General features: G+C 40.4%; 24 protein-coding genes, 3 tRNA genes, 1 pseudogene and 1 riboswitch. Of the genes and pseudogenes, 12 read left to right on the top strand and 16 right to left on the bottom strand.

Going from position 1 to position 25,188, the window contains the following annotated elements; genetic code table 11:
• Positions 1-241: 241 nt before the first annotated feature.
• Genes ftsX through ftsY form a run of 3 tightly spaced genes read right to left on the bottom strand, consistent with a single transcriptional unit; the run spans position 242 to position 3,157 of the window.
• Positions 242-1,174, bottom strand: coding sequence for a permease-like cell division protein FtsX (gene ftsX, locus E4T92_RS04935; protein ID WP_135093673.1), 933 nt, complete (start codon positions 1,172-1,174; stop codon positions 242-244).
• A gap of 9 nt (positions 1,175-1,183) precedes the next feature.
• Positions 1,184-1,840, bottom strand: a complete 657-nt coding sequence (gene ftsE, locus E4T92_RS04930; protein WP_077494150.1) for a cell division ATP-binding protein FtsE — start codon at positions 1,838-1,840, stop codon at positions 1,184-1,186.
• Between the two features lie 9 nt (positions 1,841-1,849).
• Positions 1,850-3,157, bottom strand: a complete 1,308-nt coding sequence (gene ftsY, locus E4T92_RS04925) for a signal recognition particle-docking protein FtsY (protein WP_167754014.1) — start codon at positions 3,155-3,157, stop codon at positions 1,850-1,852.
• Positions 3,158-3,254: 97 nt separating this feature from the next.
• Here ftsY and rsmD point away from each other — a divergent pair, with 97 nt between their 5' ends.
• Together rsmD and trmL are read left to right on the top strand one after the other, a co-directional pair.
• Positions 3,255-3,836, top strand: a complete 582-nt coding sequence (gene rsmD, locus E4T92_RS04920) for a 16S rRNA (guanine(966)-N(2))-methyltransferase RsmD (RefSeq protein WP_135093671.1) — start codon at positions 3,255-3,257, stop codon at positions 3,834-3,836.
• An 8-nt stretch (positions 3,837-3,844) separates the two neighbouring features.
• On the top strand, positions 3,845-4,324 hold the full coding sequence (gene trmL, locus E4T92_RS04915) for a tRNA (uridine(34)/cytosine(34)/5-carboxymethylaminomethyluridine(34)-2'-O)-methyltransferase TrmL (RefSeq protein WP_135093670.1): 480 nt from the start codon (positions 3,845-3,847) through the stop codon (positions 4,322-4,324).
• 27 nt (positions 4,325-4,351) lie between these two features.
• On the opposite strand, the gene xylB is transcribed toward trmL, so the two are convergent.
• Both xylB and xylA read right to left on the bottom strand, forming a co-directional pair.
• Complete coding sequence (xylB, locus tag E4T92_RS04910; protein ID WP_135093710.1) at positions 4,352-5,833, bottom strand: xylulokinase; 1,482 nt, start codon at positions 5,831-5,833, stop codon at positions 4,352-4,354.
• 56 nt (positions 5,834-5,889) lie between these two features.
• The gene (xylA, locus tag E4T92_RS04905) at positions 5,890-7,209 is read right to left on the bottom strand and encodes a xylose isomerase (protein WP_135093669.1); all 1,320 of its coding nucleotides are present in this window, start codon (positions 7,207-7,209) and stop codon (positions 5,890-5,892) included.
• Positions 7,210-7,447: 238 nt separating this feature from the next.
• Here xylA and xylF point away from each other — a divergent pair, with 238 nt between their 5' ends.
• From xylF to E4T92_RS04885, 4 genes are all read left to right on the top strand, one after another.
• Positions 7,448-8,446 carry a D-xylose ABC transporter substrate-binding protein gene (gene xylF / locus E4T92_RS04900; RefSeq protein ID WP_135093668.1) on the top strand — a complete coding sequence of 333 codons (999 nt, stop codon included), beginning with the start codon at positions 7,448-7,450 and terminating at the stop codon, positions 8,444-8,446.
• 45 nt (positions 8,447-8,491) lie between these two features.
• Complete coding sequence (xylG, locus tag E4T92_RS04895) at positions 8,492-10,003, top strand: D-xylose ABC transporter ATP-binding protein (RefSeq protein ID WP_135093667.1); 1,512 nt, start codon at positions 8,492-8,494, stop codon at positions 10,001-10,003.
• A gap of 3 nt (positions 10,004-10,006) precedes the next feature.
• Positions 10,007-11,134, top strand: coding sequence for a sugar ABC transporter permease (locus E4T92_RS04890; RefSeq protein WP_135093666.1), 1,128 nt, complete (start codon positions 10,007-10,009; stop codon positions 11,132-11,134).
• Between the two features lie 99 nt (positions 11,135-11,233).
• Positions 11,234-12,397, top strand: coding sequence for a XylR family transcriptional regulator (locus tag E4T92_RS04885; protein WP_135093665.1), 1,164 nt, complete (start codon positions 11,234-11,236; stop codon positions 12,395-12,397).
• A gap of 58 nt (positions 12,398-12,455) precedes the next feature.
• Here E4T92_RS04885 and ribB read toward each other — a convergent pair whose 3' ends face one another.
• On the bottom strand, positions 12,456-13,103 hold the full coding sequence (gene ribB / locus E4T92_RS04880; RefSeq protein ID WP_135093664.1) for a 3,4-dihydroxy-2-butanone-4-phosphate synthase: 648 nt from the start codon (positions 13,101-13,103) through the stop codon (positions 12,456-12,458).
• A gap of 88 nt (positions 13,104-13,191) precedes the next feature.
• Positions 13,192-13,360: riboswitch (FMN riboswitch) on the bottom strand.
• Between ribB and nadR the strand changes: the two are divergent.
• Together nadR and E4T92_RS04870 are read left to right on the top strand one after the other, a co-directional pair.
• A pseudogene (gene nadR / locus E4T92_RS04875) lies at positions 13,355-14,573 on the top strand (multifunctional transcriptional regulator/nicotinamide-nucleotide adenylyltransferase/ribosylnicotinamide kinase NadR). (Overlaps the previous riboswitch by 6 nt.)
• A 1-nt stretch (position 14,574) precedes the next feature.
• On the top strand, positions 14,575-15,258 hold the full coding sequence (locus tag E4T92_RS04870; RefSeq protein ID WP_077542552.1) for a metallophosphoesterase: 684 nt from the start codon (positions 14,575-14,577) through the stop codon (positions 15,256-15,258).
• 59 nt (positions 15,259-15,317) lie between these two features.
• On the opposite strand, the gene E4T92_RS04865 is transcribed toward E4T92_RS04870, so the two are convergent.
• The 7 genes from E4T92_RS04865 to waaA form a co-directional block, all read right to left on the bottom strand.
• Positions 15,318-15,394, bottom strand: a tRNA-Arg gene (locus E4T92_RS04865).
• 55 nt (positions 15,395-15,449) lie between these two features.
• Positions 15,450-15,526, bottom strand: a tRNA-Arg gene (locus tag E4T92_RS04860).
• Between the two features lie 20 nt (positions 15,527-15,546).
• Positions 15,547-15,639 (bottom strand) — tRNA-Ser (locus E4T92_RS04855).
• Between the two features lie 146 nt (positions 15,640-15,785).
• A complete protein-coding gene (gene rep, locus E4T92_RS04850; RefSeq protein WP_135093709.1) occupies positions 15,786-17,798 on the bottom strand; it encodes a DNA helicase Rep in 2,013 nt (670 codons plus the stop codon).
• Between the two features lie 5 nt (positions 17,799-17,803).
• Positions 17,804-18,016, bottom strand: coding sequence for a YceK/YidQ family lipoprotein (locus E4T92_RS04845; RefSeq protein ID WP_135093662.1), 213 nt, complete (start codon positions 18,014-18,016; stop codon positions 17,804-17,806).
• A complete protein-coding gene (gene coaD / locus E4T92_RS04840; protein ID WP_135093661.1) occupies positions 18,004-18,483 on the bottom strand; it encodes a pantetheine-phosphate adenylyltransferase in 480 nt (159 codons plus the stop codon). Before coaD ends, E4T92_RS04845 begins: the two co-directional genes overlap by 13 nt.
• Entirely contained in the window at positions 18,480-19,763 is a 1,284-nt protein-coding gene (gene waaA / locus E4T92_RS04835) for a lipid IV(A) 3-deoxy-D-manno-octulosonic acid transferase (protein ID WP_135093660.1), read from the bottom strand. The genes coaD and waaA overlap by 4 nt, the downstream gene beginning before the upstream one ends.
• 61 nt (positions 19,764-19,824) lie before the next feature.
• On the opposite strand from waaA, the gene E4T92_RS04830 reads away from it, so the two are divergent.
• The 4 genes from E4T92_RS04830 (at position 19,825) to E4T92_RS04815 (ending at position 22,363) form a co-directional block, all read left to right on the top strand.
• The gene (locus E4T92_RS04830) at positions 19,825-20,583 is read left to right on the top strand and encodes a glycosyltransferase family 2 protein (protein ID WP_135093659.1); all 759 of its coding nucleotides are present in this window, start codon (positions 19,825-19,827) and stop codon (positions 20,581-20,583) included.
• Between the two features lie 117 nt (positions 20,584-20,700).
• Complete coding sequence (exbB, locus tag E4T92_RS04825) at positions 20,701-21,153, top strand: TonB-system energizer ExbB (protein WP_077542547.1); 453 nt, start codon at positions 20,701-20,703, stop codon at positions 21,151-21,153.
• A gap of 2 nt (positions 21,154-21,155) precedes the next feature.
• Positions 21,156-21,578 (top strand): TonB system transport protein ExbD, encoded by a 423-nt coding sequence (gene exbD / locus E4T92_RS04820; RefSeq protein ID WP_077542546.1) that lies wholly within the window; start codon positions 21,156-21,158, stop codon positions 21,576-21,578.
• Between the two features lie 8 nt (positions 21,579-21,586).
• Positions 21,587-22,363, top strand: a complete 777-nt coding sequence (locus E4T92_RS04815; RefSeq protein WP_135093658.1) for an energy transducer TonB — start codon at positions 21,587-21,589, stop codon at positions 22,361-22,363.
• A 53-nt stretch (positions 22,364-22,416) separates the two neighbouring features.
• Here the strand turns inward: E4T92_RS04815 and rhlB are convergent, their stop codons facing one another.
• The 3 genes from rhlB to dusB all read right to left on the bottom strand — a co-directional run bounded on the left by rhlB (position 22,417) and on the right by dusB (position 25,127).
• A complete protein-coding gene (rhlB, locus tag E4T92_RS04810; protein WP_167754007.1) occupies positions 22,417-23,664 on the bottom strand; it encodes an ATP-dependent RNA helicase RhlB in 1,248 nt (415 codons plus the stop codon).
• 189 nt (positions 23,665-23,853) lie between these two features.
• On the bottom strand, positions 23,854-24,153 hold the full coding sequence (gene fis, locus E4T92_RS04805) for a DNA-binding transcriptional regulator Fis (RefSeq protein ID WP_135093656.1): 300 nt from the start codon (positions 24,151-24,153) through the stop codon (positions 23,854-23,856).
• Positions 24,147-25,127 carry a tRNA dihydrouridine synthase DusB gene (gene dusB / locus E4T92_RS04800; protein WP_135093655.1) on the bottom strand — a complete coding sequence of 327 codons (981 nt, stop codon included), beginning with the start codon at positions 25,125-25,127 and terminating at the stop codon, positions 24,147-24,149. The genes fis and dusB overlap by 7 nt, the downstream gene beginning before the upstream one ends.
• Between the last annotated feature and the right edge of the window lie 61 nt (positions 25,128-25,188).

Below are 25,188 nucleotides of genomic sequence, written 5' to 3'. Positions count from 1 at the left end.
TGCAAGTTACCTGTTATATAGTCTCCAAATCGGAAACATTGTTTAGCGCAACATATCGTTACGCACGTTTAATAAATGATTACATTAAACGGCTCTCATATCGAAAGCCCGCAAATACTACATAAAACCGAAACGGATTGCAAGGTATTTATTCAAAAATATACAAAAAGTGCGGTTATTTTTCCAATTGTTTCAAAATCAAAACAAGATGGAAAATGACCGCACTTTTCAATATCAACACTTAAATTCGTTTATCAATCAACGCAATGTGTCTTTTAGCGGCGATCCAAGCGCCAACATATCCCATAATCAAACAGCTGACTAAGAGAAAAATCAATTCTCCGACAGCTAAACCGTTTAGGGCAAACTGTACGGCGAAAATATCGGTGACATACTTCACTGCAGAAGTGAAATAGCCAATGATAAAACTACTAAAAATGGCAGCAACAAAACCACCCAACAGGGCATAAATCATACCGGTGTAAAGGTAAGGACGAAGGATAAAATGATCGGTTGCACCGAGTAATTTCATCACGTCAATATCAGCCCGGCTACTATACACATCGGAACGAATACTGTTGCCAATCACTAAGAAGACGGCGATTGCCATCAATACGGTGCAAAAAATCGCCACGTGTGCCACCAGCCATGAAAGTGCGGTTAATTTTTCCATCCAATCATTATCTAATCGAACCTCTTGTACGCCTTTGATTTTATCAAGACTGGCACGTAGTATTTCACGTTTCTCAGAAGCATTAAATTCTTTAGTAGGTTTCACCATGACTACGGCGGGCAGAGGATTATCATCAAGAATATCCAATTCTTCGCCAAACCCAGACCAACTTTTAAAATCTTTCAAGCTTTCTTGACGAGAAACATAATTGAGCGATTCCACCCCTTTTTGTTGACGAATTTTTTCTACCACCAAATTAGCATCTTCTTCACTTAAATTTTTGTGTAAATAAATGGTGAGTTCGCTTTCCGGATAAAATTGCGTGGTAGCTAAATGTAAATTTTTCCACATTAAATAGCTGACAGTAGGAATGGTGAGCGAAACGGCAATCACTAAAATAGTGAGTAAAGTACCGAATTTGCGTTGCCACAAATCCGCCCACACCGCGCGTAAGGTGTAAGCCGTTTGCACAAAAAAAGAAGCATCAGTTGATCGGCTCATGGTTTTTCCTTAATAACGTAAATAGCCTTGTTCAAGCACCAAACAAGGTTTTGGTTTTTGTTGGATTAAATTAATATCGTGGGTAGCGATTAACACCGTCATGCCTAAACGATTAAATTCTTCAAAAAGATTAAAAATGCCTAATGATAGCTCATCATCGAGATTTCCCGTTGGTTCATCCGCCAATAAAAGTTGCGGTTTATGCACAATCGCACGAGCAATATCGACCCGTTGTTGTTCTCCACCGGAAATTTGTGGTGGCAAATAATGCGCTTTATTACGCAACCCTACACGATCAAGAGAGGCCATAGCACGTGAATGCGCATCTTTCGGGTGCATGCCGGCAATGATAAGCGGTAATGCGACATTTTCTACTACACTGCGATCCGTCAATAAACGATAATCTTGGTGAACCATACCGATTTGGCGACGCAAAAACGGAATTTCATACTTTGACAGACGAGTGATGTCATGGCCGTTAAACCAAATTTGTCCCGCATTGGCTTTTTCCATGCCCATAATTAATTTAAGCAAGGTACTTTTTCCCGCACCGGAATGACCCACAAGATAGGTCATGCTACCGACTGGTAAATGAAAATTTAGCCCTTGTAACGCTGGTTGGGTCGCACCATGATAGGCTTTGGATACATTAGAGAATTTAATCACGATCTGTCCTTATTCTTCTTCCTGGATAAATAATGCGTCAATAAATTCTTTAGCATTAAATTCGCGTAAATCTTCAATTTTTTCACCCACACCAATATAACGAATCGGTAACCGGAACTGATCGGCAATCGCGAAAATCACCCCACCTTTTGCCGTGCCATCCAGTTTTGTGAGAGAAATACCTGTTAACCCAACTGCTTCATTAAACAATTTCGCTTGGCTAATCGCATTTTGACCGGTTCCCGCATCCAAAGTGAGTATAATTTCATGTGGTGCGCTTTCATCATACTTTTTCATCACCCGAACGATTTTTTTCAGTTCGTCCATCAAATTATTTTTATTTTGTAAACGCCCTGCCGTATCGGCAATTAAGATATCAATGTTGCGTGCAGCCGCAGATTGCATCGCATCAAAAATAACGGAGGCAGAATCCGATCCCGTACTTTGTGCGACAACCGGAATATTATTTCGCTCGCCCCACACTTGCAGCTGTTCCACAGCAGCCGCACGGAAAGTATCGCCGGCGGCTAACATCACGGATTTACCTTCCGCTTGGAATTTTCGTGCAAGTTTGCCAATCGTGGTGGTTTTTCCTACACCGTTCACCCCGACCATTAAAATCACATAAGGTTTTTTCGTGCTATCAATGACTAAGGGTTGAGCTACCGGTTCAAGAATTGCCGCCATTTCAAGTTTGAGTTGTTGATAAAGCAACTCCGCATCTTGTAATTGTTTGCGACTTGCGTGTTCAGTGAGGTTTTTAATGATTTTAGAGGTTGTTGGCACACCAATATCGGCAATTAGCAACTGCTCTTCCAATTCCTCAAATAATTCATCATCAATTTTTTTGCCTAAGAAAAAACTGAGAAAACCGGCACCGATATTTTGCTTGGTTTTGAGTAAGCCTTTCACTAAACGGCTGAAAAAACCGCCTTCGCTTGGTTTTTCACGGGGTTCACTTTGCACTTCCGCTTGTGTTTCGGAATGAAATTCTTGTTTAACTTCTTCGATAATATCGGCATCAATTTCTATCCCTTCAACGGTGTGATTTTCTTCTACATTTTCAGGTTCAATAATCGTATCAGGCTGCTCAAGTGTGGTTGAAATTTCTGAGTTTTTTTCTTCTATTTCGGCTTGTTCCACCTCATCTAATGGTTCCGTTACCTTTTCAACAGAAGATTCGATAATTTCGGTTTCAACTGCCGTTTCCTTGATTTTTTCTTCTTCAATGATGGGTTCAATTTGCGTGCTTTCTTGTTTTTTATTACGCCCAAATAATGATGCCCAAAATCCGCCTTTTTTCTTTTCTTCTGCCATAAATTGTTCTCTTAACTGCTGTCCGATAAAAATGTGGTTCATTCTAGCAAAAAATCGTCTAAACTAAGCACAATTTTCACTAAAAATACGCTTCTTTATGAAAAAATCACAAGGACAATCGCCAAAAGGCGAAGTTCGCATTATTGCCGGACTTTGGCGAGGTCGAAAATTGCCGGTGTTAAATGCGGAGGGATTACGCCCCACCGGCGACCGTGTAAAAGAAACCTTATTCAATTGGTTAATGCCCTACATTCACAATGCAAAATGTTTAGACGGTTTTGCCGGTAGCGGTTCGTTGGGGATTGAGGCGCTTTCCCGTCAAGCCGAAAAAGTGACCTTTTTAGAAAAAGACAAAACCGTTGCCCATCAACTGAAAAGAAACCTGCAAACGCTAAAATGTACAGTAGAACAGGCTCAAGTACTCAATCAAAGTTGTTTGGATTTTTTAAAACAATCGCAAAATCAACCGCACTTTGATGTGGTTTTTCTCGATCCACCTTTTCATTTTGGCTTGGCAGAGCAAGCGATTCGACTGCTTGCTGAAAATAACTGGCTACATCCGAACGCCCTCATTTATGTGGAAACGGAAAAACAAAATCACCTCAACACACCTGAAAATTGGACATTATTAAAAGAGAAAACCACCGGAATGGTGAGTTATCGTTTATATCAAAACTGAGAAAAATTATGTTAGACATTGTTTTATACGAGCCGGAAATCCCCCAAAACACCGGCAATATCATCCGCCTTTGTGCCAACACCGGATTTCGCCTGCATTTAATCGAGCCTCTTGGCTTCACTTGGGATGATAAACGATTGCGCCGTTCGGGCTTGGACTATCACGAATTTGCCCTTATTAAACGTCATAAAACTTTTGAGGCATTTTTGGAAAGCGAAAAACCAAAACGATTGTTTGCCCTCACAACCAAAGGATCTCCGGCTCACAGCCAAGTGAAATTCGAGTTGGGCGATTATTTAATGTTCGGCCCCGAAACCCGCGGTATCCCGATGTCGATTTTAGACAGCCTACCGATGGAACAGAAAATCCGAATCCCGATGACCGCCAACAGCCGCAGTATGAATTTATCCAATTCCGTGGCGGTTACCGTGTATGAAGCTTGGCGACAGTTAGGCTATGAAAGTGCGGTCAATTTTTCTAATAAATAAAACGAAAGGTGGGGTAGCCCACCTTTTTTAATGAAGAGAATGAAGATAGGCAAGATAACGTTGGTAAACCCTTTCATAGGATTCAACGTTTTCTTGATGCGGGAAACATCTTGAATCCGGGTCTAAATGCACAAATGCTTCACATAATACGTCTAACTCACCTTCGCCATTTGCCCACATGGCTTGAATTGCTCCTCCAAGCGCTGCCGCTTCGTCTTCCAACAAACACACCACTTCTGTGTTCATCACATCGGCTATTATTTGTCGCCAAAGTACACTTTTCGACCCTCCGCCGATCAAACGAATTTGTGACGTTGCCAACCCAGCTTGTCGGAAAAGATCCAACCCGTAACGCAAGGTAAAAGTTGCACTTTCCATCATGGCACGGCAAAGATTGGCTTGGGTGAAATTACTTGAATCTAAACCTAAAATACGGGCTTTTTCATTCGGTAAAGGCGGGACACGCTCACCGTTGAAAAATGGCAAAATTGTCACCCCTTCCGATCCAATCGGTGCTTGTTGTGCAAGATGATTAAATTCCTCCACATCAATATTAAGCAAATTCATCACCTGTTTATTTGATGACGTCATATTCATCACACAGATGAGCGGCAACCAACCATTATTACTCGAACAAAAATTAGCAATCATCGGAGGTAAATCCTGCAACGGTTTATGTGTGTAAGCATAGAGGGTGCCGGATGTACCAAGACTCATCGTGGCAATGCCCTCACAGATATTTCCTGTGCCTATTGCACCCATCATATTATCGCCACCGCCAGTAGAAACCACGACATATTCGTTAAAACCGAATTGAGCCGCAATGTCAGGTTTTATCATACCAAGTTTTGTTTCAGCAGAAAGCAAGGTTGGCAATACCTCCTCCATATTTAATTCCGGTGCAATTTGTGCAAATACGGTTGGATTCCATTGCCGTTTTACAATATCAAAATAACCGGTACCGGAAGCATCACCAAACTCCGTACAAAAATTACCGGTAAGCCAATAATTAAGATAATCGTGAGGTAACATAATTTTTCGGATTCGTCCAAAAAGTGGCGGATAATGCTGGCGAAACCAACACAATTTAGAGGCAGTATAGCCTGTTTGGCACATAATACCGAGTTGATGAAATGCTTTCTCTTCGCCTCCAAGACGCTCAATCAACGCGGCATTTTCATCTGCCGTTTCCGTATCACACCAAAGTTTTGCGTTGTATAAAGGTTGATCGACCTCGTCCAACAAAACTAAACCGTGTTGCTGACCAGAAATCCCAATGCCTTTCACTAAACGTGGCGAAAAGTGTGGTAAAGTTTGCGCCTGTTTTAACGCCATGCTTAATGCTTGGTTGAATGCGTCAAGCCACCAACTTGGATGCTGCTCACGCCGTCCGTTTGATTGTTCAATCAAATCATGCGCGGCATACCCCACTCCGATCACTTTTTTCTGTACAGAATCTACAACAATCGCTTTCGTGCCCTGCGTACCACAATCAATGCCGATATACATACTGCCTCCCAAACCAAAAAGTGCGGTGAAAAATGACCGCACTTTTGAACTAAACCTTAACGATAAATGACTTGATTCACAATATTTTCTAAATATTCTTGCTGACCAGATACCGGTTTTGGATCAAATCCTTTTTCTTGAACAAGCCGGGCAAGTTGTTCCAAAGAAAGCTGACCTTGCAAAATTTGTTGACCGAGTTCACCGTTCCAACCGGCATAGCGCGCTTCAACAATTTTGTGTAGCGTTTCTTCTTCGATCATTTTTGCTGCACGTTTTAAAGATAATGCTAACACATCAATTGCCCCAATATGACCATGAAATAAATCATAAGGATCGGCACTTTGGCGACGAATTTTTGCATCAAAATTAAAACCACCCGTGGTAAATCCGCCATGTTTCAAAATTTCATACATCACTAAGGTGTTTTCCTCCACACTGTTCGGGAATTGATCCGTATCCCAACCAAGTTGCGGATCGCCACGGTTGGCATCAATAGAACCGAAAATATCTAATGCACAAGCGGTTGCCACTTCATGTTGGAAACTGTGTCCGGCAAGTGTCGCATGATTAGCTTCAATATTCACCTTAATTTCTTTTTCCAATCCAAATTGTTTTAGGAAACCATAAACGGTTGCCACATCATAATCATATTGATGTTTTGTCGGTTCTTGCGGTTTCGGCTCAATCAATAACGTGCCGTTGAAACCAATTTTATACTTATGTTCCACCACCATTTGCATAAAACGACCGAGTTGTTCACGCTCACGTTTAAGATCCGTGTTAAGCAAGGTTTCATAGCCTTCACGCCCGCCCCACAATACATAGTTTTCCCCTCCTAAGCGTTTTGTGGCATTCATTGCATTGAATACCTGCATCACCGCCCATGCAAAGACTTCGGGATTCGGATTGGTCGAGGCACCGGACATATAACGCGGATGGGTAAAACAATTTGCTGTTCCCCATAGCAGTTTTACACCGTTTTCCGCTTGTTTGCGTTCTAAAATATCCACGACATGATGGAAATTTTGTAAATATTCTTTTGCAGAATTGCCTTCCGGTGCGACATCCACATCATGAAAACAATAATAAGGTACGCCCAATTTACTGAAAAACTCAAAGGCAATCTCTGCTTTTTGTTCTGCTCCGGCAAGGGCATCGGTATGTTTTTGCCAGTTCCGTTCAAACGAGCCTTGTCCAAACATATCATTCCCATTCCAACAAAAAGTATGCCAATAGCACACGGCTAAGCGCAGATGTTCCGACATCGTTTTGCCTAAAATGATCTGATTCGCATCATAATGTTTAAAGGCAAAAGGATTGGTTGAATCTACCCCTTCAAAGGTGACTTTTTCAATTTTATCGAAGTAGTTTGCCATAGGATTTTCCTCTTTGAATGATGAAATTTCCTGTATTTTTATGAAAAACACCTTATTCATCAATTACGTTATTTTGTTTTCCAATGGCGATAATTTGCAATTGTGGCATAGATCACAATTGTGAAAAAACGTAATAATAGTGAAAGATTTTATAATTGAAAGAGAGGGTTAAAAGAAGAAAACTAACCATCGGAGCAACCGCTCTACCTTCTATTCAATTAACTATTGAGGTATCAGTATGAAAATTAAATCAGCTTTACTCACCCTTGCAGCAGCATTAACGGTATTGAGTAGTTCTGCCTATTCCAAAGATCTTAAAATCGGTTTATCTATTGATGACTTGCGTTTAGAAAGATGGCAAAAAGATCGCGATATTTTCGTCAAAAAAGCGGAATCTATGGGCGCAAAAGTTTTCGTACAATCCGCAAACGGTGATGATTCGGCACAAATCTCTCAAATTGAAAATATGATCAATAAAGATATTGATGTTTTAGTGATTATTCCGCACAACGGTGAAGTCTTGAGCAATGTTATCGCCGAAGCGAAAAAAGAGGGAATTAAAGTATTGGCTTATGACCGTTTAATTAATAATGCTGAATTGGATTTTTATGTTTCTTTTGATAATGAAAAAGTCGGGGAATTACAGGCGAAAAGCGTTGTTGCGGTAAAACCGGAAGGTAATTATTTCTTAATGGGCGGCTCACCGGTCGATAACAATGCAAAATTATTTAGAAAAGGGCAAATGAAAGTCTTAGATCCTTTAATTAAAACGGGGAAAATCAAAGTGGTTGGCGATCAGTGGGTAGATTCTTGGCTCGCCGAAAAAGCATTACAAATTATGGAAAATGCACTCACTGCCAATAAAAACAATATTGATGCCGTTGTTGCTTCAAATGATGCGACTGCCGGCGGGGCGATTCAAGCATTAAGCGCGCAAGGATTATCGGGTAAAGTGGCTATTTCAGGTCAAGATGCGGATTTAGCCGCAATTAAACGCATCGTCAGCAGCTCACAAACCATGACCGTTTATAAACCTATTACAAAACTCGCAGATAAAGCGGCTCAAATCGCAGTACAGCTAGGTAAAAACGAAAAAGTTGAATCTAATGCAGAACTGAATAATGGGCTAAAAAATGTCCCTGCCTATTTACTTGACCCGATTGCCGTTGATAAATCCAACCTTGATGAAACCATCATTCAAGACGGTTTCCACACAAAAGAAAGCATTTATCAATAAGCTTAAAGGGGAATAGTCTTCCCCTCCATTTTAGGGAGTATAGCTATGGCATTGTTAGAAATGAGAAACATCACAAAAAAATTTGGTGATGTGACTGCACTTCGCAATATTTCCATTGAGCTTGAAGCCGGGGAAATCCTATCCTTATGTGGTGAAAATGGTTCAGGGAAATCCACACTAATGAAAGTGCTTTGCGGTATTTATCCTTATGGCGATTACAGTGGCAATATTTATTTTTCAGAAAGTGAATTAAAAGCCAAAAATATCAAGGAGACTGAGGAAAAAGGCATTTCCATTATCCATCAGGAACTCACTCTGGTTAAGAATATGTCAGTGTTAGAAAATATCTTCTTGGGTAACGAAGTGACACATAAATGTATCACCGCAGATAATGAAATGTATCTGCGCTGTAAAACATTACTGCAACAAGTCCAATTAGATATTGATCCTAATACCCGTGTGGGGGAATTAGGACTTGGTCAACAGCAATTGGTTGAAATTGCAAAAGCACTAAACAAACAAGTGAGATTATTAATTCTTGATGAACCTACCGCCTCATTAACCGAAAAAGAAACCGCCATTCTATTAACGCTCGTTAAAGATTTAAAAGCACATAATATTGCCTGTATCTATATTTCTCATAAGTTAAATGAAGTAAAAGAAATTTCTGACAAAATCTGTGTCATTCGAGATGGTGAACATATCGGAACGAAAGATGTCGACACAATGAGTGAAGATGACATTATCACCATGATGGTGGGAAGGGAAATCACTTCCCTCTACCCTCATGAACCTCACGAAATTAAAGATGAGATTTTACGTGTTGAAAATCTTTCTGCTTGGCACCCTATCAATACACATATTAAACGAGTGAACAATGTGAGTTTTAACCTTCATTCCGGTGAAATTCTCGGTGTTGCCGGACTTGTCGGTTCCGGTCGAACCGAAATGGTACAATGCTTATTCGGCTCTTATCAAGGTAAATATGAAGGAAAGATTTTTATCGATCAAAAACAAGTACACATCAAAAATTGTACTCAGTCGATTGAACACAAAATTATGATGGTACCGGAGGATCGTAAAAAACACGGCATTGTCTCCATTATGGGAGTAGGTAAAAATATTACGCTTTCTTCCTTAAAACAATATTGCTTTGGCAGAACAGTCATCAATGAAGCAAAAGAACAACAAGTTATTGATTCTGCAATTAAACAATTAAAAGTAAAAACCTCATCACCTGAACTTCCTATCGGACGGCTAAGTGGTGGAAACCAACAAAAAGCCATTCTGGCAAAATGCTTATTACTCAATCCTAAAATTCTTATTTTAGACGAGCCGACACGAGGAATTGATGTTGGTGCAAAATATGAAATTTATAAATTAATCAACCAATTAGCTAAAGAAGGGATGGCTATTATTGTTATTTCCTCCGAATTGCCTGAAGTGTTGGGCATTAGTGACCGAGTTCTCGTAATGCACCAAGGTAAACTCAAAGCCAGCCTGATTAATAACGGTCTTACCCAAGAACAAGTTATGGAAACTGCACTTAAGGAGTAATCTATGTTTAAGTTAAAATCCGTAAATTTACAAGTTTATATTATGTTAATTGCCATAGCGGTGATTATGGTATTTTTCACTATTACAACGGACGGTGCTTATTTAAGTGCACGAAATATTTCTAATCTACTGCGTCAAACATCAATCACCGGTATTCTTGCCATTGGCATGGTATTTGTCATTATCTCTGCCGAGATTGATTTATCCGTTGGTTCTCTAATGGGACTATTGGGGGGATTTGCCGCCATTGCAGATGTCTGGTGGGGATTGCCGCTCCCTATCACAATCATTGCAACCCTTGCTTTAGGTTTACTCTTCGGTATTTGGAACGGCTGGTGGGTTGCCTATCGTAAAGTCCCTTCATTTATCGTCACACTCGCCGGTTATCTCGCGTTCCGCGGAATCTTAATCGGTCTCACCAATGGCACGACCGTATCTCCGATTAGCGGTTCAATGACGATCATTGGGCAAGGTTATCTTTCCGATATAACCGGATTTATACTTGGCGGAATAGCGGTCATTGGTTTTGTTCTCTGGGGGAATTACCAACGCAAAAGCCGCCAGCAGCTTCAACTTAACGTTCCTCCATTATCAAAAGATTTTTCAAAATATGCCTTGTTTGCCATCATTGTATTAGGTGCCATTTATTTATTAAACGATTATCGCGGCATTCCGTTTCCCGTATTAGTGCTTGCCATTCTCGCTATATTTGGGTTATTTCTTTCCCGTAAAACCGCTTTCGGTCGCCATGTTTACGCCATTGGGGGAAATATTGAGGCAGCCAAATTATCCGGTATTAACGTAGAAAAAACTAAGCTCATCATCTTTGCTATGAATGGGGTATTAGTCGCCATTGCCGGATTAATTTTAAGTGCCCGTTTAGGTGCTGGCTCACCTTCTGCCGGACAAAATGCCGAACTAGACGCCATTGCTGCTTGTGTCATTGGCGGTGCGAGTTTGGCAGGTGGTGTCGGGAGTGTCTTCGGTGTAGTCATTGGTGCGTTGATTATTGCATTATTAGATAACGGCATGAGTATGCTTGATGTCCCGACGTTCTGGCAATATATCGTCAAGGGTGCAATTTTATTACTTGCCGTATGGATTGATACCAGTAGCAAGAAAAAAATGTAACATATTATCGCCATTGAAAAATGGCGATTTTTCTATCCGCACTTTTATAAAAATCCATTTTCCGCTATATTTCTTACAACCCAATCAACGGACAAAACAATGGCGGAGCAATACTACAAAATCGCACTCTTATTTAATGCCAATAAAGTCTATGATAGGCAAGTGGTGGAGGGCATTGGGCAATATATTCAGGCTTCACAATGTACGTGGGATATATTCGTAGAAGATGAATTTATTTACCATGCCGACAGCATAAACCATTTATCTATTGACGGCATTATTGCCGATTTTGATGATCCTAAAACGGCGGAATTACTTGAACACTCCCAAATTCCTACGATTGCCGTTGGCGGCTCTTATAAACAGCCTCATTTTTATCCGCACTTTCCTTATGTTGCAACCGATAATTTCGCCCTTGTTGAACTTGCTCTTTCGCACCTTCAACAAAAAGGGCTGTCTCAATTTGCTTTTTACGGGATACAAGTAGAAACCGAAAAGCATTGGTCAAAGGAACGAAAGAATGCATTTATTGAATTAATGGAAAAAAATCATTATCCGCTCTACCTCTATGAATGCGGACAAATTGACGCACAAAATTGGCTGACTGAACAAGCAAAACTCATCAATTGGTTAAAAACTTTGCCGCCTCATACAGGCATCGTTGCCGTCACCGATGCACGAGCGAGACATCTATTGCAAGCCTGTGAATACAGCAAAATCGCCGTCCCGGAAGAACTTTGCGTAGTGGGTATTGATAATGAGGAATTGATTCAGTATCTATCTCGAGTCTCCCTTTCATCTGTCGAACAAGGCACTCGAGAAATTGGCTATCAAGCCGCCAAATTGCTACATCGTCAGCTAAATGGGCAAAAAGTCTCCCATACGCCGATTTTAATTCCACCTATCACCATACATTCGAGAAACTCCACCGATTATCGCTCGCTACATGATCCCCTCGTAATGCAAGCGATGCATTATATTCGCCACCGTGCGTGCCAAGGCATAAAAGTGGAACAAGTATTGGATCATCTTGAAACATCACGCTCTAATCTTGAGCAACGTTTCAAAAATGCGATGAATAAAACTATTCATCAGGTGATTCACGAAGAAAAAATCTCGCGTGCAAAGAATTTATTACAACAAACTGACATTTCCATTCAAGAAATCGCCGAGATTTGCGGCTATCCTTCCATTCAATACTTTTATTCCGTATTTAAGAAAGAATTTGGCATGACACCAAGGGAATTTAGAAAAAATAGTTAGATAAAAGAGCGGTTAAAAATCTCTGTAATTTTAACCGCTCTTTTATTTGTCCCCCAAATTAAACTTGGTGCGCCAAGCGATATTCGACCAAATCCTCTATCGTCAGCACGATGTAACCAAATTTTTGTGCAAATTCAACAATTTCAGGTGCGCGAGCCATGGTGCCGTCATCGTTGGTAATTTCGCAAATGACACCGGCCGGTTTAAAACCGGCAAGACGGGCTAAATCGACAGAGGCTTCTGTATGACCACGGCGGGCAAGTACACCGCCATTTACCGCACGAAGCGGGAAAATATGACCGGGACGATGTAAATCGGTCGGCACGGCGTTATCTGCAACAGCAGCTTGAATTGTGGTAACGCGATCAGCGGCAGATACTCCTGTGGATACGCCTTTCGCGGCTTCAATAGTCACGGTAAAAGCGGTTTTGTTTACGCTATTGTTGTTTTCCACCATTGGTGGTAAATCAAGTTGTTGGCAAAGCTCTTCCGTAATGCACAAACACACGATACCGCTACCGTAACGGATTAATTTCGCCATTTGCTCGGTGGTGATGGTTTCCGCCGGGAAGATTAAATCCCCTTCGTTTTCGCGATTTTCATCATCTAATACCAATACACCGTTGCCGTTTTTAAAGGCTTGGATAGCATTAAGTACACGTTCTTCGGCAGTTGTACCGAATGGAGATAAAATAGACTGATTCATCGTAATTTCCTTTATTTCTTAGATTAAAATTAACCAGAATCAGGGCTGAGAAATGTAAATAGAAAGAACGGGTTGGGATTCCAATCCGCTTTATTCTCTTTCATCCAGACTTTACTGTCGGCTTTGGAATTACACCAAATCTGCTAACCTTAAAAAGCGTTTAATGCGTCAAATTCTCGTTAAAAATTGACCGCACTTTTTAAGTGCTCGCGGGCTCTACCGCCGGTTGGGAATTTCACCCTGCCCTGAGAATGAGCATAAAGTATAGCGTAAAATCGTCAGGTGCAAAATCAGAACGTGAAAAATATTTGCATTTAGCCTACAATACGTGCACTTAATCCTTATGTGATTGTCAGGTAAAGCATGTCAGCAGTCCAAGAGAAAAAAATCGGTGTTATTTTTGGGAAGTTTTATCCCGTGCATACCGGTCATATTAATATGATTTATGAGGCGTTTAGTAAAGTCGATGAATTACACGTGATTGTGTGTAGCGATACCGAACGTGATTTGAAGCTCTTTTACGATAGCAAAATGAAACGTATGCCTACCGTGCAAGACCGCTTACGCTGGATGCAACAAATCTTCAAATATCAAAAAAATCAGATTTTTATCCACCATTTAATCGAAGACGGTATTCCGAGTTACCCTAACGGCTGGCAGGCTTGGAGCGAGGCAGTAAAAACTTTATTCAGAGAAAAAGAATTTGAACCCTCCGTGGTTTTCAGTAGTGAACCACAGGATAAAGCCCCTTATGAAAAATATTTAGGTTTAGAGGTTTCTTTAGTGGATCCCGACCGCACATTCTTTAATGTGTCAGCAACCAAAATTCGTACCACTCCTTTTCAATATTGGAAATTTATTCCGAAAGAAGTTCGTCCGTTTTTTGCCAAAACCGTCGCCATTTTAGGCGGGGAAAGCAGCGGTAAAAGTGTGTTGGTGAATAAACTTGCTGCGGTATTTAACACCACATCTGCATGGGAATACGGGCGTGAGTTCGTGTTTGAAAAACTGGGCGGTGATGAGCAAGCTATGCAGTATTCAGACTATCCGCAAATGGCATTGGGACACCAGCGTTACATTGATTATGCCGTTCGCCACGCACATAAAATCGCCTTTATTGATACAGATTTTATTACCACGCAAGCATTTTGTATTCAATACGAAGGAAAAGCCCACCCTTTCCTTGATTCCATGATCAAAGAATACCCCTTTGATGTCACAATTTTGCTAAAAAATAACACCAAGTGGGTAGATGACGGTTTGCGTAGTTTAGGATCTCAAAAACAACGTCAACAATTCCAACAATTGCTTAAAAAATTGTTAGATAAATACAAAGTGCCTTACATTGAGATTGAATCACCAAGCTATTTAGATCGTTACAATCAAGTTAAATCGGTGATTGAAAAAATATTAAATGAAGAAGAATTGGACAATTTACAAAACGGTCCAAAAACATTAAAGAGTAAATAAGATGATTCTATTTGCAGGTGATCCACACGGAAGTTATGAACATCTCTATCCCTTTGTACAAGAAAACGACAATGTTGCGTTGATTATTTTGGGTGACTTGCAACTGACCTCGCCCTGTGAATTGGATAAGCTCGCGAAATATTGTGATATTTGGTTTATTCACGGCAATCACGATAGCAAAACTGTCTCAGCGTTTGAGGCTATTTGGGGTTCGGAATGGAAAAATCGCAATTTACACAATCGTGTAGAGGAAATTCAAGGAGTGTATATTGCCGGATTAGGTGGGGTATTCCGTGGTCAAATTTGGATGCCGCCAAATCGTCCAATGTTTTTTGATCCTATCCATTATTGCCAATATAGTTCACAAGAAAAGATTTGGCGTGGTGGTGTGCCGCTACGTCATCGTACATCAATTTTTCCTTCCGATATTGAAATGCTTGAAAATAAACAGGCTGATATTTTAATTTGTCATGAAGCACCAAAACCGCACCCTATGGGATTTCAAGTGATTAATGAGCTTGCAGAAAAAATGGGGGTAAAACATATCTTCCATGGTCATCATCACGATAATTTTATTTATAAAACCCAGCATTCTTACAAAATTACAAACGTAGGATTCCGTAGCCTTGCTGACGTCAATGGAAATTATTTATTGAAAAATATTGATGATCGTGATGGAAGATAAAATACTATCTAATTAAATTAGTTAGTGGAAATTATTAGAAACGAAAGATAAGAGGGAAATGGCGCACCCGAAAGGATTCGAACCTTTGACCGCTCGGTTCGTAGCCGAGTACTCTATCCAGCTGAGCTACGGGTGCGTAAATAATGTTTAATTACTCCTAACCATTTTATTAAGATAGAGCCGTTCTAAAATGGCGCACCCGAGAGGATTCGAACCTCTGACCGCTCGGTTCGTAGCCGAGTACTCTATCCAGCTGAGCTACGGGTGCAGAATAAATAAAACCACAAATGGCGGTGAGAGAGGGATTCGAACCCTCGATGGAGTTTTTGACCCCATACTCCCTTAGCAGGGGAGCGCCTTCAGCCTCTCGGCCATCTCACCACAATCGGTGTGTGGGCGGTATGATACGTTTTTTTGAAAATATGTCAAACCCTTTTTTGAAAAAGGTAATGCGTTTGAATATTTTCTCTTCAGATTGTGTAAATAAAGTGCGTTGAGTAAAACGTTCGTTTTTCCGACCGCACTTTTTAACCATTCAAAATGGAACGTAAACGATCTAGCTGACTTTGTGTCTGCTGCTGTTTTTGTTCCGTCGTCAGTTTGGGTTTATCTCGTTCCCAAAGCACATCATCATACGGTAATTCAGTTAAAAATCGGCTCGGTTCTGGGCGAATCAGCTCGCCATATTGACGACGTTCTCGGCATAGGGAAAAAGTTAGTTCCTTCTGAGCCCTTGTGATCCCCACATAAGCCAAGCGGCGTTCTTCTTCTATATTATCTTCATCAATACTGGTTTGATGTGGCAAAATGCCTTCTTCCATACCGATCAAATACACGTAAGGAAATTCTAGTCCTTTCGAGGCATGTAACGTCATCAACTGGACTTGATCGCTTTCCTCATCATCTTCACCTCGTTCCAACATATCACGCAAGGTTAAACGAGTGACTACTTGATTAAGGTTCATTGGTTCATTGGTTTCATCGCCTTTCAGCATATCCGCCACCCAATCAAACAATGTGGCAACATTTTTACTTTGCATTTCAGCGGCTTTTGGCGTGGTGGCATATTCGTACAAATATTCTTCATAATGAATGGTGGACAACATAGCACGAACGGCATGTTCCGGTTCCGAACGTTGCACTTCGTCATTTAATTCGACTATCCAGCGTCCAAATTTTTGGAGGGCATTATAGGCTTTCGGTGTCACCCGTTGAATAAGCTCAAACTCAAAAATCGCCTCAAATAGGCTTATATGTTTTTCCTGTGCAAGCTCGCCCAGTTTTTGTAAGGTTGTCGCGCCGATCTCACGTTTTGGCGTATTTACGATACGCAAAAATGCTGCATCGTCATCTTGATTTACGACCAAACGCAAATACGCCATCATGTCTTTAATTTCCGCACGAGAGAAAAAAGAAGTGCCACCGGAAATTTTATAGGGAATACGGTTTTGCATTAACACTTTTTCCAACAAACGGGATTGATGATTGCCTCGATACAAAATCGCGTAATCCTTATATTTTGTCTTGCGACTAAAACGATGAGCGATCAATTCGGCAACAATGCGTTCAGCTTCGTGTTCTTCATTCTTCGCTTCAATCACCAATAATTTTTCACCCTCGCCGATGTTAGAAAACAATTTTTTGTCGAACACGTGTTGATTGTTATCAATCAAAATATTGGCACAATGCAAAATACGCTGAGTGGAGCGGTAATTTTGTTCCAATTTAATCACTTGTAAATTAGGAAAATCATCACGCAAACGCACCATATTCTCCGGTTTTGCCCCACGCCAGGAATAAATGGATTGGTCATCATCCCCCACCACGGTAAAACAGTCTCGTTTCCCCACCAGCAATTTGATTAACTCATATTGGCTGGTGTTAGTGTCTTGATATTCATCGACCAACAAATAACGAATTTTTTCCTGCCATTTTGACCGCACTTCTTCATTTTGTTTGAACAATAAAGTGGGAAGCATAATCAAATCGTCAAAATCTAACGCATTATAAGCACGAATTTGTGTCGCATAACGTTCATAACATTTGGCAAAGGTTTGATATTTCGCATCCCGTGCTAAAGCATAGGCTTGCTTTGGTGAAACTAAATCATTTTTCCAATTGGAAATCACCGAAGTTAATTCACGCAGCAGATCTTTGTCTTCTTTCAACACATCTGCGGTGAGTTCTTTTAACAAAGCAAATTGATCGTGTTCATCAAACAAGGTCATATTGGCTTTGAAACCCAATACCTTGTATTCCCGTTTGATGATGTCAAAACCGAGAGTATGAAAGGTGGAAACTGTCAAACCTTTGGTTCGCTCTTTTCCGATAGAATGCGCCACCCGCTCTTTCATTTCTCGTGCGGCTTTATTAGTGAAGGTCACCGCCGCAATTTGTTTCGGAGAATAACCGCACTTTGCGATCAAGTGCGCAATTTTATTAATAATCACACGAGTTTTTCCGGAACCTGCACCGGCAAGCACCAAGCAGGGACCGGTCACACATTCTACTGCGTGTTGTTGTTGGGGATTCAGTTTCATCATTGTTATTGAGCCCATGCGTAGGGCAGTAAAACAGTATCGAGTAAAAAGGAGAGAGGCAAATCCAAAATCGGTACGCCCCATTGTTTCGCCATTTCTAAGTCATAGGAGACACCAGCATAGGCGGTATAATCTTGCGAAGGATCAACCAATTTCACCACGGTACCACAGCCGGATAAGGCAAAAAGTGCGGTTAAAATGAAGGCTATTTTTGGCATCGTTCTTGCAAGGCATTGAAGACAGCCGGTGGTACAAGTTCAGCCACATCGCCACCATGTAAATAAATTTCACGCACGATAGTGGATGAGACAAACGTCCATTTTTCAGTCGGTGGAAAGAAAAGACTTTCAACGCCGTTTGTAAGTAGTCGATTAAGGGAAGCGAGCTGGAGTTCGTATTCAAAATCGGTTGTCGTTCGCACACCACGGATAACCGCCGCAACATTACGGGCTTTAATGACATTCGCCAACAAATCGGAGAAACCAAAGACTTCAACATTCGCTAAATGTGCAACGGATTGTCGGGCAAGTTCAATGCGTTCATCCAAAGAAAATAACGGCTTTTTACTCGGGCTATTCGCCACCGCCACGAAAACTTTGGGAAAAATGACCGCACTTCGCTCAATAATATCCAAGTGTCCGTTTGTGATAGGATCAAAAGTGCCAGGGTAAATCACCGTTGTCATACTTTACGCTCCAAATAAGGCTTTAATAAATCAAATAAACGCGATAATGCGCCCCGATTTTCCATTAATACTTCATAACCTGAATGACCTAAACGCAAACACACCTTTTTTGAGTCAAGTAATGACTCAACGGCTCGCTCTAATGCCTCAACAGTTGAATTAATTTCCAATACGCCTTGCACTTCTACGAGTGTTCTAAAAACTTCAGGGAAATTAAAGGTATGTTTCCCACTAATAACCGGGATCTTAAATGCCAAGGGTTCAAGAGGGTTATGTCCCCCGTGCTTGACAAGACTTCCCCCAACAAAAGCAATATCAGAAACACCATACATCAGCATCATTTCGCCCATGGTATCGCCCAAAATCACTTGGGTATTGGCATTGGGCAATTCACCGGAGGAGCGGCGAATAAATTGAAATTTTTCTTTTTCAATTAACATGGCGACTGAATTAAATCGCTCCGGATGGCGAGGGACGAGGAGTAAAAGTAAGTTAGGGTATTTTCTCAGCAACTGACGATGTGCTTGCAAAATCATTTCTTCTTCCCCTTCGTGTGTGCTTGCTGCAATCCAGATTTGACGCTCTCCCCCCCATTGCTCATTCAATATTTGAATTTTTTCAAGCAAGGTCTGGCTGACGGTTAAATCATACTTGATATTACCGGTCAGATTAATTTTTTCTTTTGGATAACCCAAATCGATAAAACGTTTCTCACTGATTTTATCTTGGGGCGCAACTAAGCTAATTTGCGACCACATTCCCTGTAAGTGTCGTCGTACCTTATCATAGCGTTTTGCAGAACGAGCGGATAAACGGGCATTTGCAACAATAAACGGCACATTATGTCGGTACAGTTGTTGAATTAAGTTCGGCCAAAGTTCTGTTTCAATCACAATACAAAGTTTGGGTTGAACAAAATCAATAAAACGATTGATTGCCCAAGGAATATCATAAGGTAAATAGTAGTGATTCACTGTATCACCAAAGGCATCTTTCACGCGATCAGATCCTGTTGGCGTCACTGTAGTGAAAATAATAGGTAAATCGGGGTAGTGCTGTTGAATACGACGAACTAAAGGTGTCGCGGCGATCACCTCTCCAACAGATGCTGCGTGAATAATCACACCGTTTGCATTCGGGCGAGCCAAATTTCCATAAAACCCATATCGCTCGCCTAATCTTTTACGATAGTTAGGAGCTTTGAAACTTCTTATCCACATAAAGAAAAGTAGCAAGGGTAGACTCAAATACATTATGCCGGTATAAAAAAAACGCCACATAGATTAAATTCGGTTATACTGGAAAAAATTTTGGGTAGTATAGCAAAAAAAGGATCAGAATATGCCAACAATTAGTGTTGCGATGATTGTAAAAAATGAAGCTAAAGATCTTGCATTGTGCCTAGATACAGTGAAAGATTGGGTAGATGAAATCATCATTTTAGATTCAGGCAGTACCGATAATACAAAGGAAATTGCGCTAAGCTATGGGGTAAAATTTTATGAGAATACCGACTGGCCCGGCTTTGGTAAACAACGTCAGATCGCTCAACAATATGTTACCTGTGACTATGTATTTTGGTTGGATGCCGATGAACGGGTGACACCTGAATTGCAGGCCTCAATTAAACAGGCGGTGCAACAAAATGCAGAAAATACCGTGTTTAAGATCCCACGGGTCAGCGAAGTATTTGGACGTGAAATTCGTCATTCGGGTTGGTACCCTGACTACGTAGTACGTTTATATCGTACAGATTATGCTGGCTATGATGACTCATTAGTACATGAAAAAGTTCGCTATCCAAGCCATACCCGTGTTGAAAAATTGGAAGGTGATTTACAACATTTCACTTATAAAAGCATTCATCACTATCTCGTGAAATCAGCCAATTATGCAAAAGCTTGGGCAGACCAACGCCAAGCAAAAAATAAAAAGGCGACACTCTGGCAAGGTTCAAGCCATGCTATTGCCTGTTTTGTCAAAATGTATATTTTGAAAGCTGGTTTCTTAGATGGAAAGCAAGGTTTTTTACTGGCTATACTTTCTGCCCACTCTACATTTGTGAAATATGCAGAACTGTGGGAACGGGATCAGCATTAAAAAAGTGCGGTTAAAAATTCCCGTGTTTATCCAATTCGTATTTACGATCTCTTTTCCTTTTGTTAGAATTTGTAATCTAATTGAAATCAATTCTCAATTGTTTTTTAAGGATAGGAAATGCCTCAACTTTTTGAATTTTTACAACAGTACAGTGACTACATCATTATCGGGCTTTTACTTGTTATGAGCGTTCTTATGCTTGCCATGGTTATTGAGCGCTTTATTTTCTTAACTAAAATAAATGTAAGTAAGTACGCTAATATCCATGCATTAGATATCGATCTGAACCGAAATATGACTATTATTTCAACAGTAGGGGCAAATGCACCTTATGTTGGTTTATTAGGTACGGTCATTGGTATTTTATTGACGTTTTATCAAATTGGTCAGGGGGGAGGCGATGTAGATGCCGGTGAAATTATGCTACACCTCTCTTTAGCATTAAAGGCGACGGCTCTTGGTATTTTAGTCGCTATCCCTTCAATGATTTTTTATAACGGCTTAAATCGTAAGATTGAAGTAAACCGCTTAAAGTGGAAAGTATTAAATTCACAAAAAGATAAGGAATAATCGTGAAGAGATTTGATGAAATTAATATTATTCCTTTCATTGATATTATGTTGGTGCTGTTAGCGATTGTACTAATTACGGCTTCGTTTATTTCACAGGGTAAAATTCAAGTTAATGTACCAAAAGCGAGTACGGCTGTTGCGTTTAAATCTGATGAACTTGCCAAACTTGTAACGGTTACTCAGAAAGGTGAGCTTTATTTTAATGATAAACCTATCTCTCGGGAGGCGCTAGAAACGGAAGTTAATCATTGGAATAAAGCACAAAAAGTAACATTAAAAATTGATGCAGAAGCGAGTTTTCAAGATTTTGTTAATATTACTGATTTACTGGCCAAAAATGAAATTAAGAATGTGGCAATCGTATCAATGAAGGATAGAGGGAGTAGTTCAAAATCTGTAATAGCGGAAGCAGCGACGAAATAGGAAAAGCAATGAAACAAGTTAAACGTTCATTTTTAGGTTTACTTATTTCTCTTTTTATTCATGGGGCGGTTGTAAGTGTATTATTGTGGAACTGGCATAAAGGAAATGATAGTGCGAATAGTCATGCAGGTGAATTAGCAACCAGTATTTCTATGGAAATGATACAAGGGATGCGTGTGGAGGAATCGCCTTCGGAACCATTACCTCAAAAAGCTGAATCTGAACTATTGCAAAAGGAGATTATTGCTGATCCAACTAAGAAAGCTGAAGTTGAGAAGAAAAAAGAGCCGGAGAGAAAGCCAGAAAAACCAAAAGATAAGGCAAAACCACAAAAAGAAAAACCTAAAAAAGAGGTGAAACCTAAAGAAACAGGACAAACCTTGCCAAAAAATTTACCGGTTGGAGAAAGAAATATAAATTCTACCTCTTCAGTAAGTTCAAAGGCGACGAGTACCGGTATGGTTAATACTCAGTCCAATATGGTTGGAAGTGGCTCAAATACGAATGAAATTGCTACTTATAAGGCTGCGTTATATCGTGAAATTGAGCGTCGTAAACAATATCCGACAAGGGCTAAAATGATGCGTAAACAAGGTATTGTTCACATATCGTTTAATATCGGGCATGATGGCGTGTTGAGTGGTGAAAATATTGTGAGATCCTCGGGTGATGAGAGTCTAGATAATGCGGCATTGAAAGCCGTGCAAAACGCAAAACCGGTAGGCCCTAAACCGGCAGGTCTTGCAAGCAAACTTTCTGTTCCTATTCGTTTTAGTTTACAATAATGGATAAAAAAAGCAGAGTTTTATCTCTGCTTTTTTGTTTATAAAATTCATTATCAATAGGTGCGATGATTTCTTGATAGCGTGCGGGTATGATTGTTAAATTTTGATTTCAACCGAAGTGGTTTTGGTAAATTTAATAGAGAAGTCGAATCATACTGGCTGACAGGAATTGAATGCCCGATATATTCTTCAATGGCCGGTAAGTTCATCGCATATTCCTCGCATGCAAAGCTAATAGAAACCCCACTTTCACCGGCACGACCGGTACGTCCAATGCGATGGACATAATCTTCACGATCATCCGGTAAATCATAATTAAAGACATGGGTAACATCCGAGATATGTAAACCTCGTGCAGCAACATCGGTGGCTACGAGAATATCTAACTGACCATCAGTAAATTGTTTTAACAAAGAAAGGCGCTTTTTCTGTGCAATATCACCGGTTAGTAATCCTACCCGATGTCCATCAGCCGCCAAATAACCCCAAATTTCTTCACATCTATGTTTAGTATTGGCAAACACAATACAGCGATCCGGCCATTCTTCCTCAATGAGTGTCAATAATAATGCCATTTTGTCACTATTTGATGGATAAAATAATTCTTCTTTAATACGATGCCCGGTTTTTTGTTCCGGCTCAATTTCGATGTATTCCGGAGTATTCATATCTTCAAAAGCAAGCTCCCGCACTTTGTAAGAAAGCGTGGCAGAAAAGAGCATCGTTAGACGATGTTGAGGCACAGGACATTTACGCAGTAAATAACGAATATCGCGAATAAAACCGAGATCAAACATTCGATCTGCCTCATCTAATACAACCACTTGAATTTGATCTAAATGAATAATCCCTTGCTTGACATAATCAATCACGCGCCCTGTTGTGCCAATTAAGATATCTACACCCTGTTCAATGGCTTGTAATTGTTTGTCATAGCCCTCGCCACCATAAGCAAGTGCGGTTTTTAATCCGGTTATTTTTGTAAACAACTCTGAATCATGACTAATTTGTACCGCAAGTTCACGAGTTGGAGCCAGAATGAGGGCTCTTGGTTGATTGTAACGAATGCTATTTTGGGGATTATTGAGTAAATGGTGAAAAGTCGCCGTTAAAAAAGCTAAGGTTTTACCCGTACCGGTTTGCGCTTGTCCGGCAACATCTCTGCCTTTCAATGTGATCGGTAATGAAAGGGCTTGGATAGGTGTGCAATATTCAAATTTATTATTTTGCAATGCTTTTAATACGATAGGGTGTAAAGCAAGATCTGAAAATCGTTGTTGGCTTAAGTGGTTTTGTGTCATAACAGTCATATTTTTTGAAAAAGTCGCTTAGGATAGCATGAATGGAGAAATTCCCCAATGAGTATGCCTATTAGCCGACTGATTATGAAGAGAAATAATGGAGTTGGATGACTTGTTTTTTAATGGAAGAAAAAAGCCTACTTGAGTTAAGTAGGCAATTTTTAGCATTAATTTATCGGAGGAATTTGATTAACCCATACCGTATTTTTTCAATTTTTTGCGCAAGGTGCCACGATTGATACCAAGCATATTAGCAGCACGGGTTTGGTTACCGCGGGTATATTGCATAACCATATCCAACATAGGGTGTTCAACTTCCGATAATACTAATTCGTAAAGATCATTCACATCTTGACCATCTAATTGTGATAAATAGTTACGTAATGCTTGTTTAACAGAATCACGTAATGGTTTATTGGTTACTTGTGATTGAGCGTTTAAAACTGAAACGGTTAATGCTTCAGATGGACTACTTTGTTGTTCTAACATTTCTCTCTATCCAAAATTGAATTTAAAAACTCTTCCAACACAATAAGCTGCTCTTTAGGATCACTAATTGTGTTAAAAGTCTGTCTAAAAACGGAATTGGGTTGAATTCCCTGTAAATACCAAGCTACATGTTTACGTGCAATACGATAACCTTTCTGCTCACCATAGAATTGATGTAATTCTTTAATATGATGCAAGATTTGACCGCACTTTTCACTTAGACTCGGTGTTTGAATTATCGAATCATGCTCAATGAAGGCATCTACTGCTTGAAATAGCCATGGATTACCGAGTGCAGCACGACCGATCATAATTGCATCAGCACCTGTATAATCAAGCACTGTTTTTGCTTTTTCAGCAGAATCAATATCGCCATTTGCAATTACTGGAATTGAAATAGCGCTTTTGACTGCACGAATATTGTCGTATTCAGCTTCACCTTCAAACAGACATTCTCTCGTCCGCCCATGAATCGTTAAAGCTTGAATACCCGATTGTTCGGCAATTTTACCGATTTGTATACAATTTCGATGGGATTTATCCCAGCCGGTGCGAATTTTTAAAGTAACAGGTACATTAACGGCATTGACCACTTCCTGTAGAATGTTTTCTACCAATTCAGGAAATTGCAATAAGGCTGAGCCTGCGAGTTTGCGATTTACCTTTTTAGCGGGACATCCCATATTGATGTCGATAATTTCTGCGCCGTATTCCACATTAATAGCAGCAGCCTGTGCCATTTCTAATGGATCGGAACCTGCAATTTGCACGGCATTAATGCCTAAGTCATCACTATGGGCTAAACGAAGTTTAGATTTCTCCGTATGCCAAACCTGCGGATTGGCGGACATCATTTCTGAGAATGTGAGCCCTGCACCATAATGCGTACAAAGACGACGAAAGGGCTTATCGGTAATGCCAGCCATTGGGGCGAGTAAAACACGATTTTTTAACTGGTATGAACCGATTCGCATTTTATCTTTACCACCTAAGCCAACCTAAATCCATTATCGTCACCACTATTATCACTGAATA

The sequence above is a fragment of the Pasteurella sp. WM03 genome (genome assembly GCF_004570945.1).
In the GTDB taxonomy this organism is placed as follows: Bacteria; Pseudomonadota; Gammaproteobacteria; order Enterobacterales; family Pasteurellaceae; genus Rodentibacter.
Note: the sequence above shows the minus strand (reverse complement) of the source record. Positions and strands in the feature narration are given on the sequence as shown.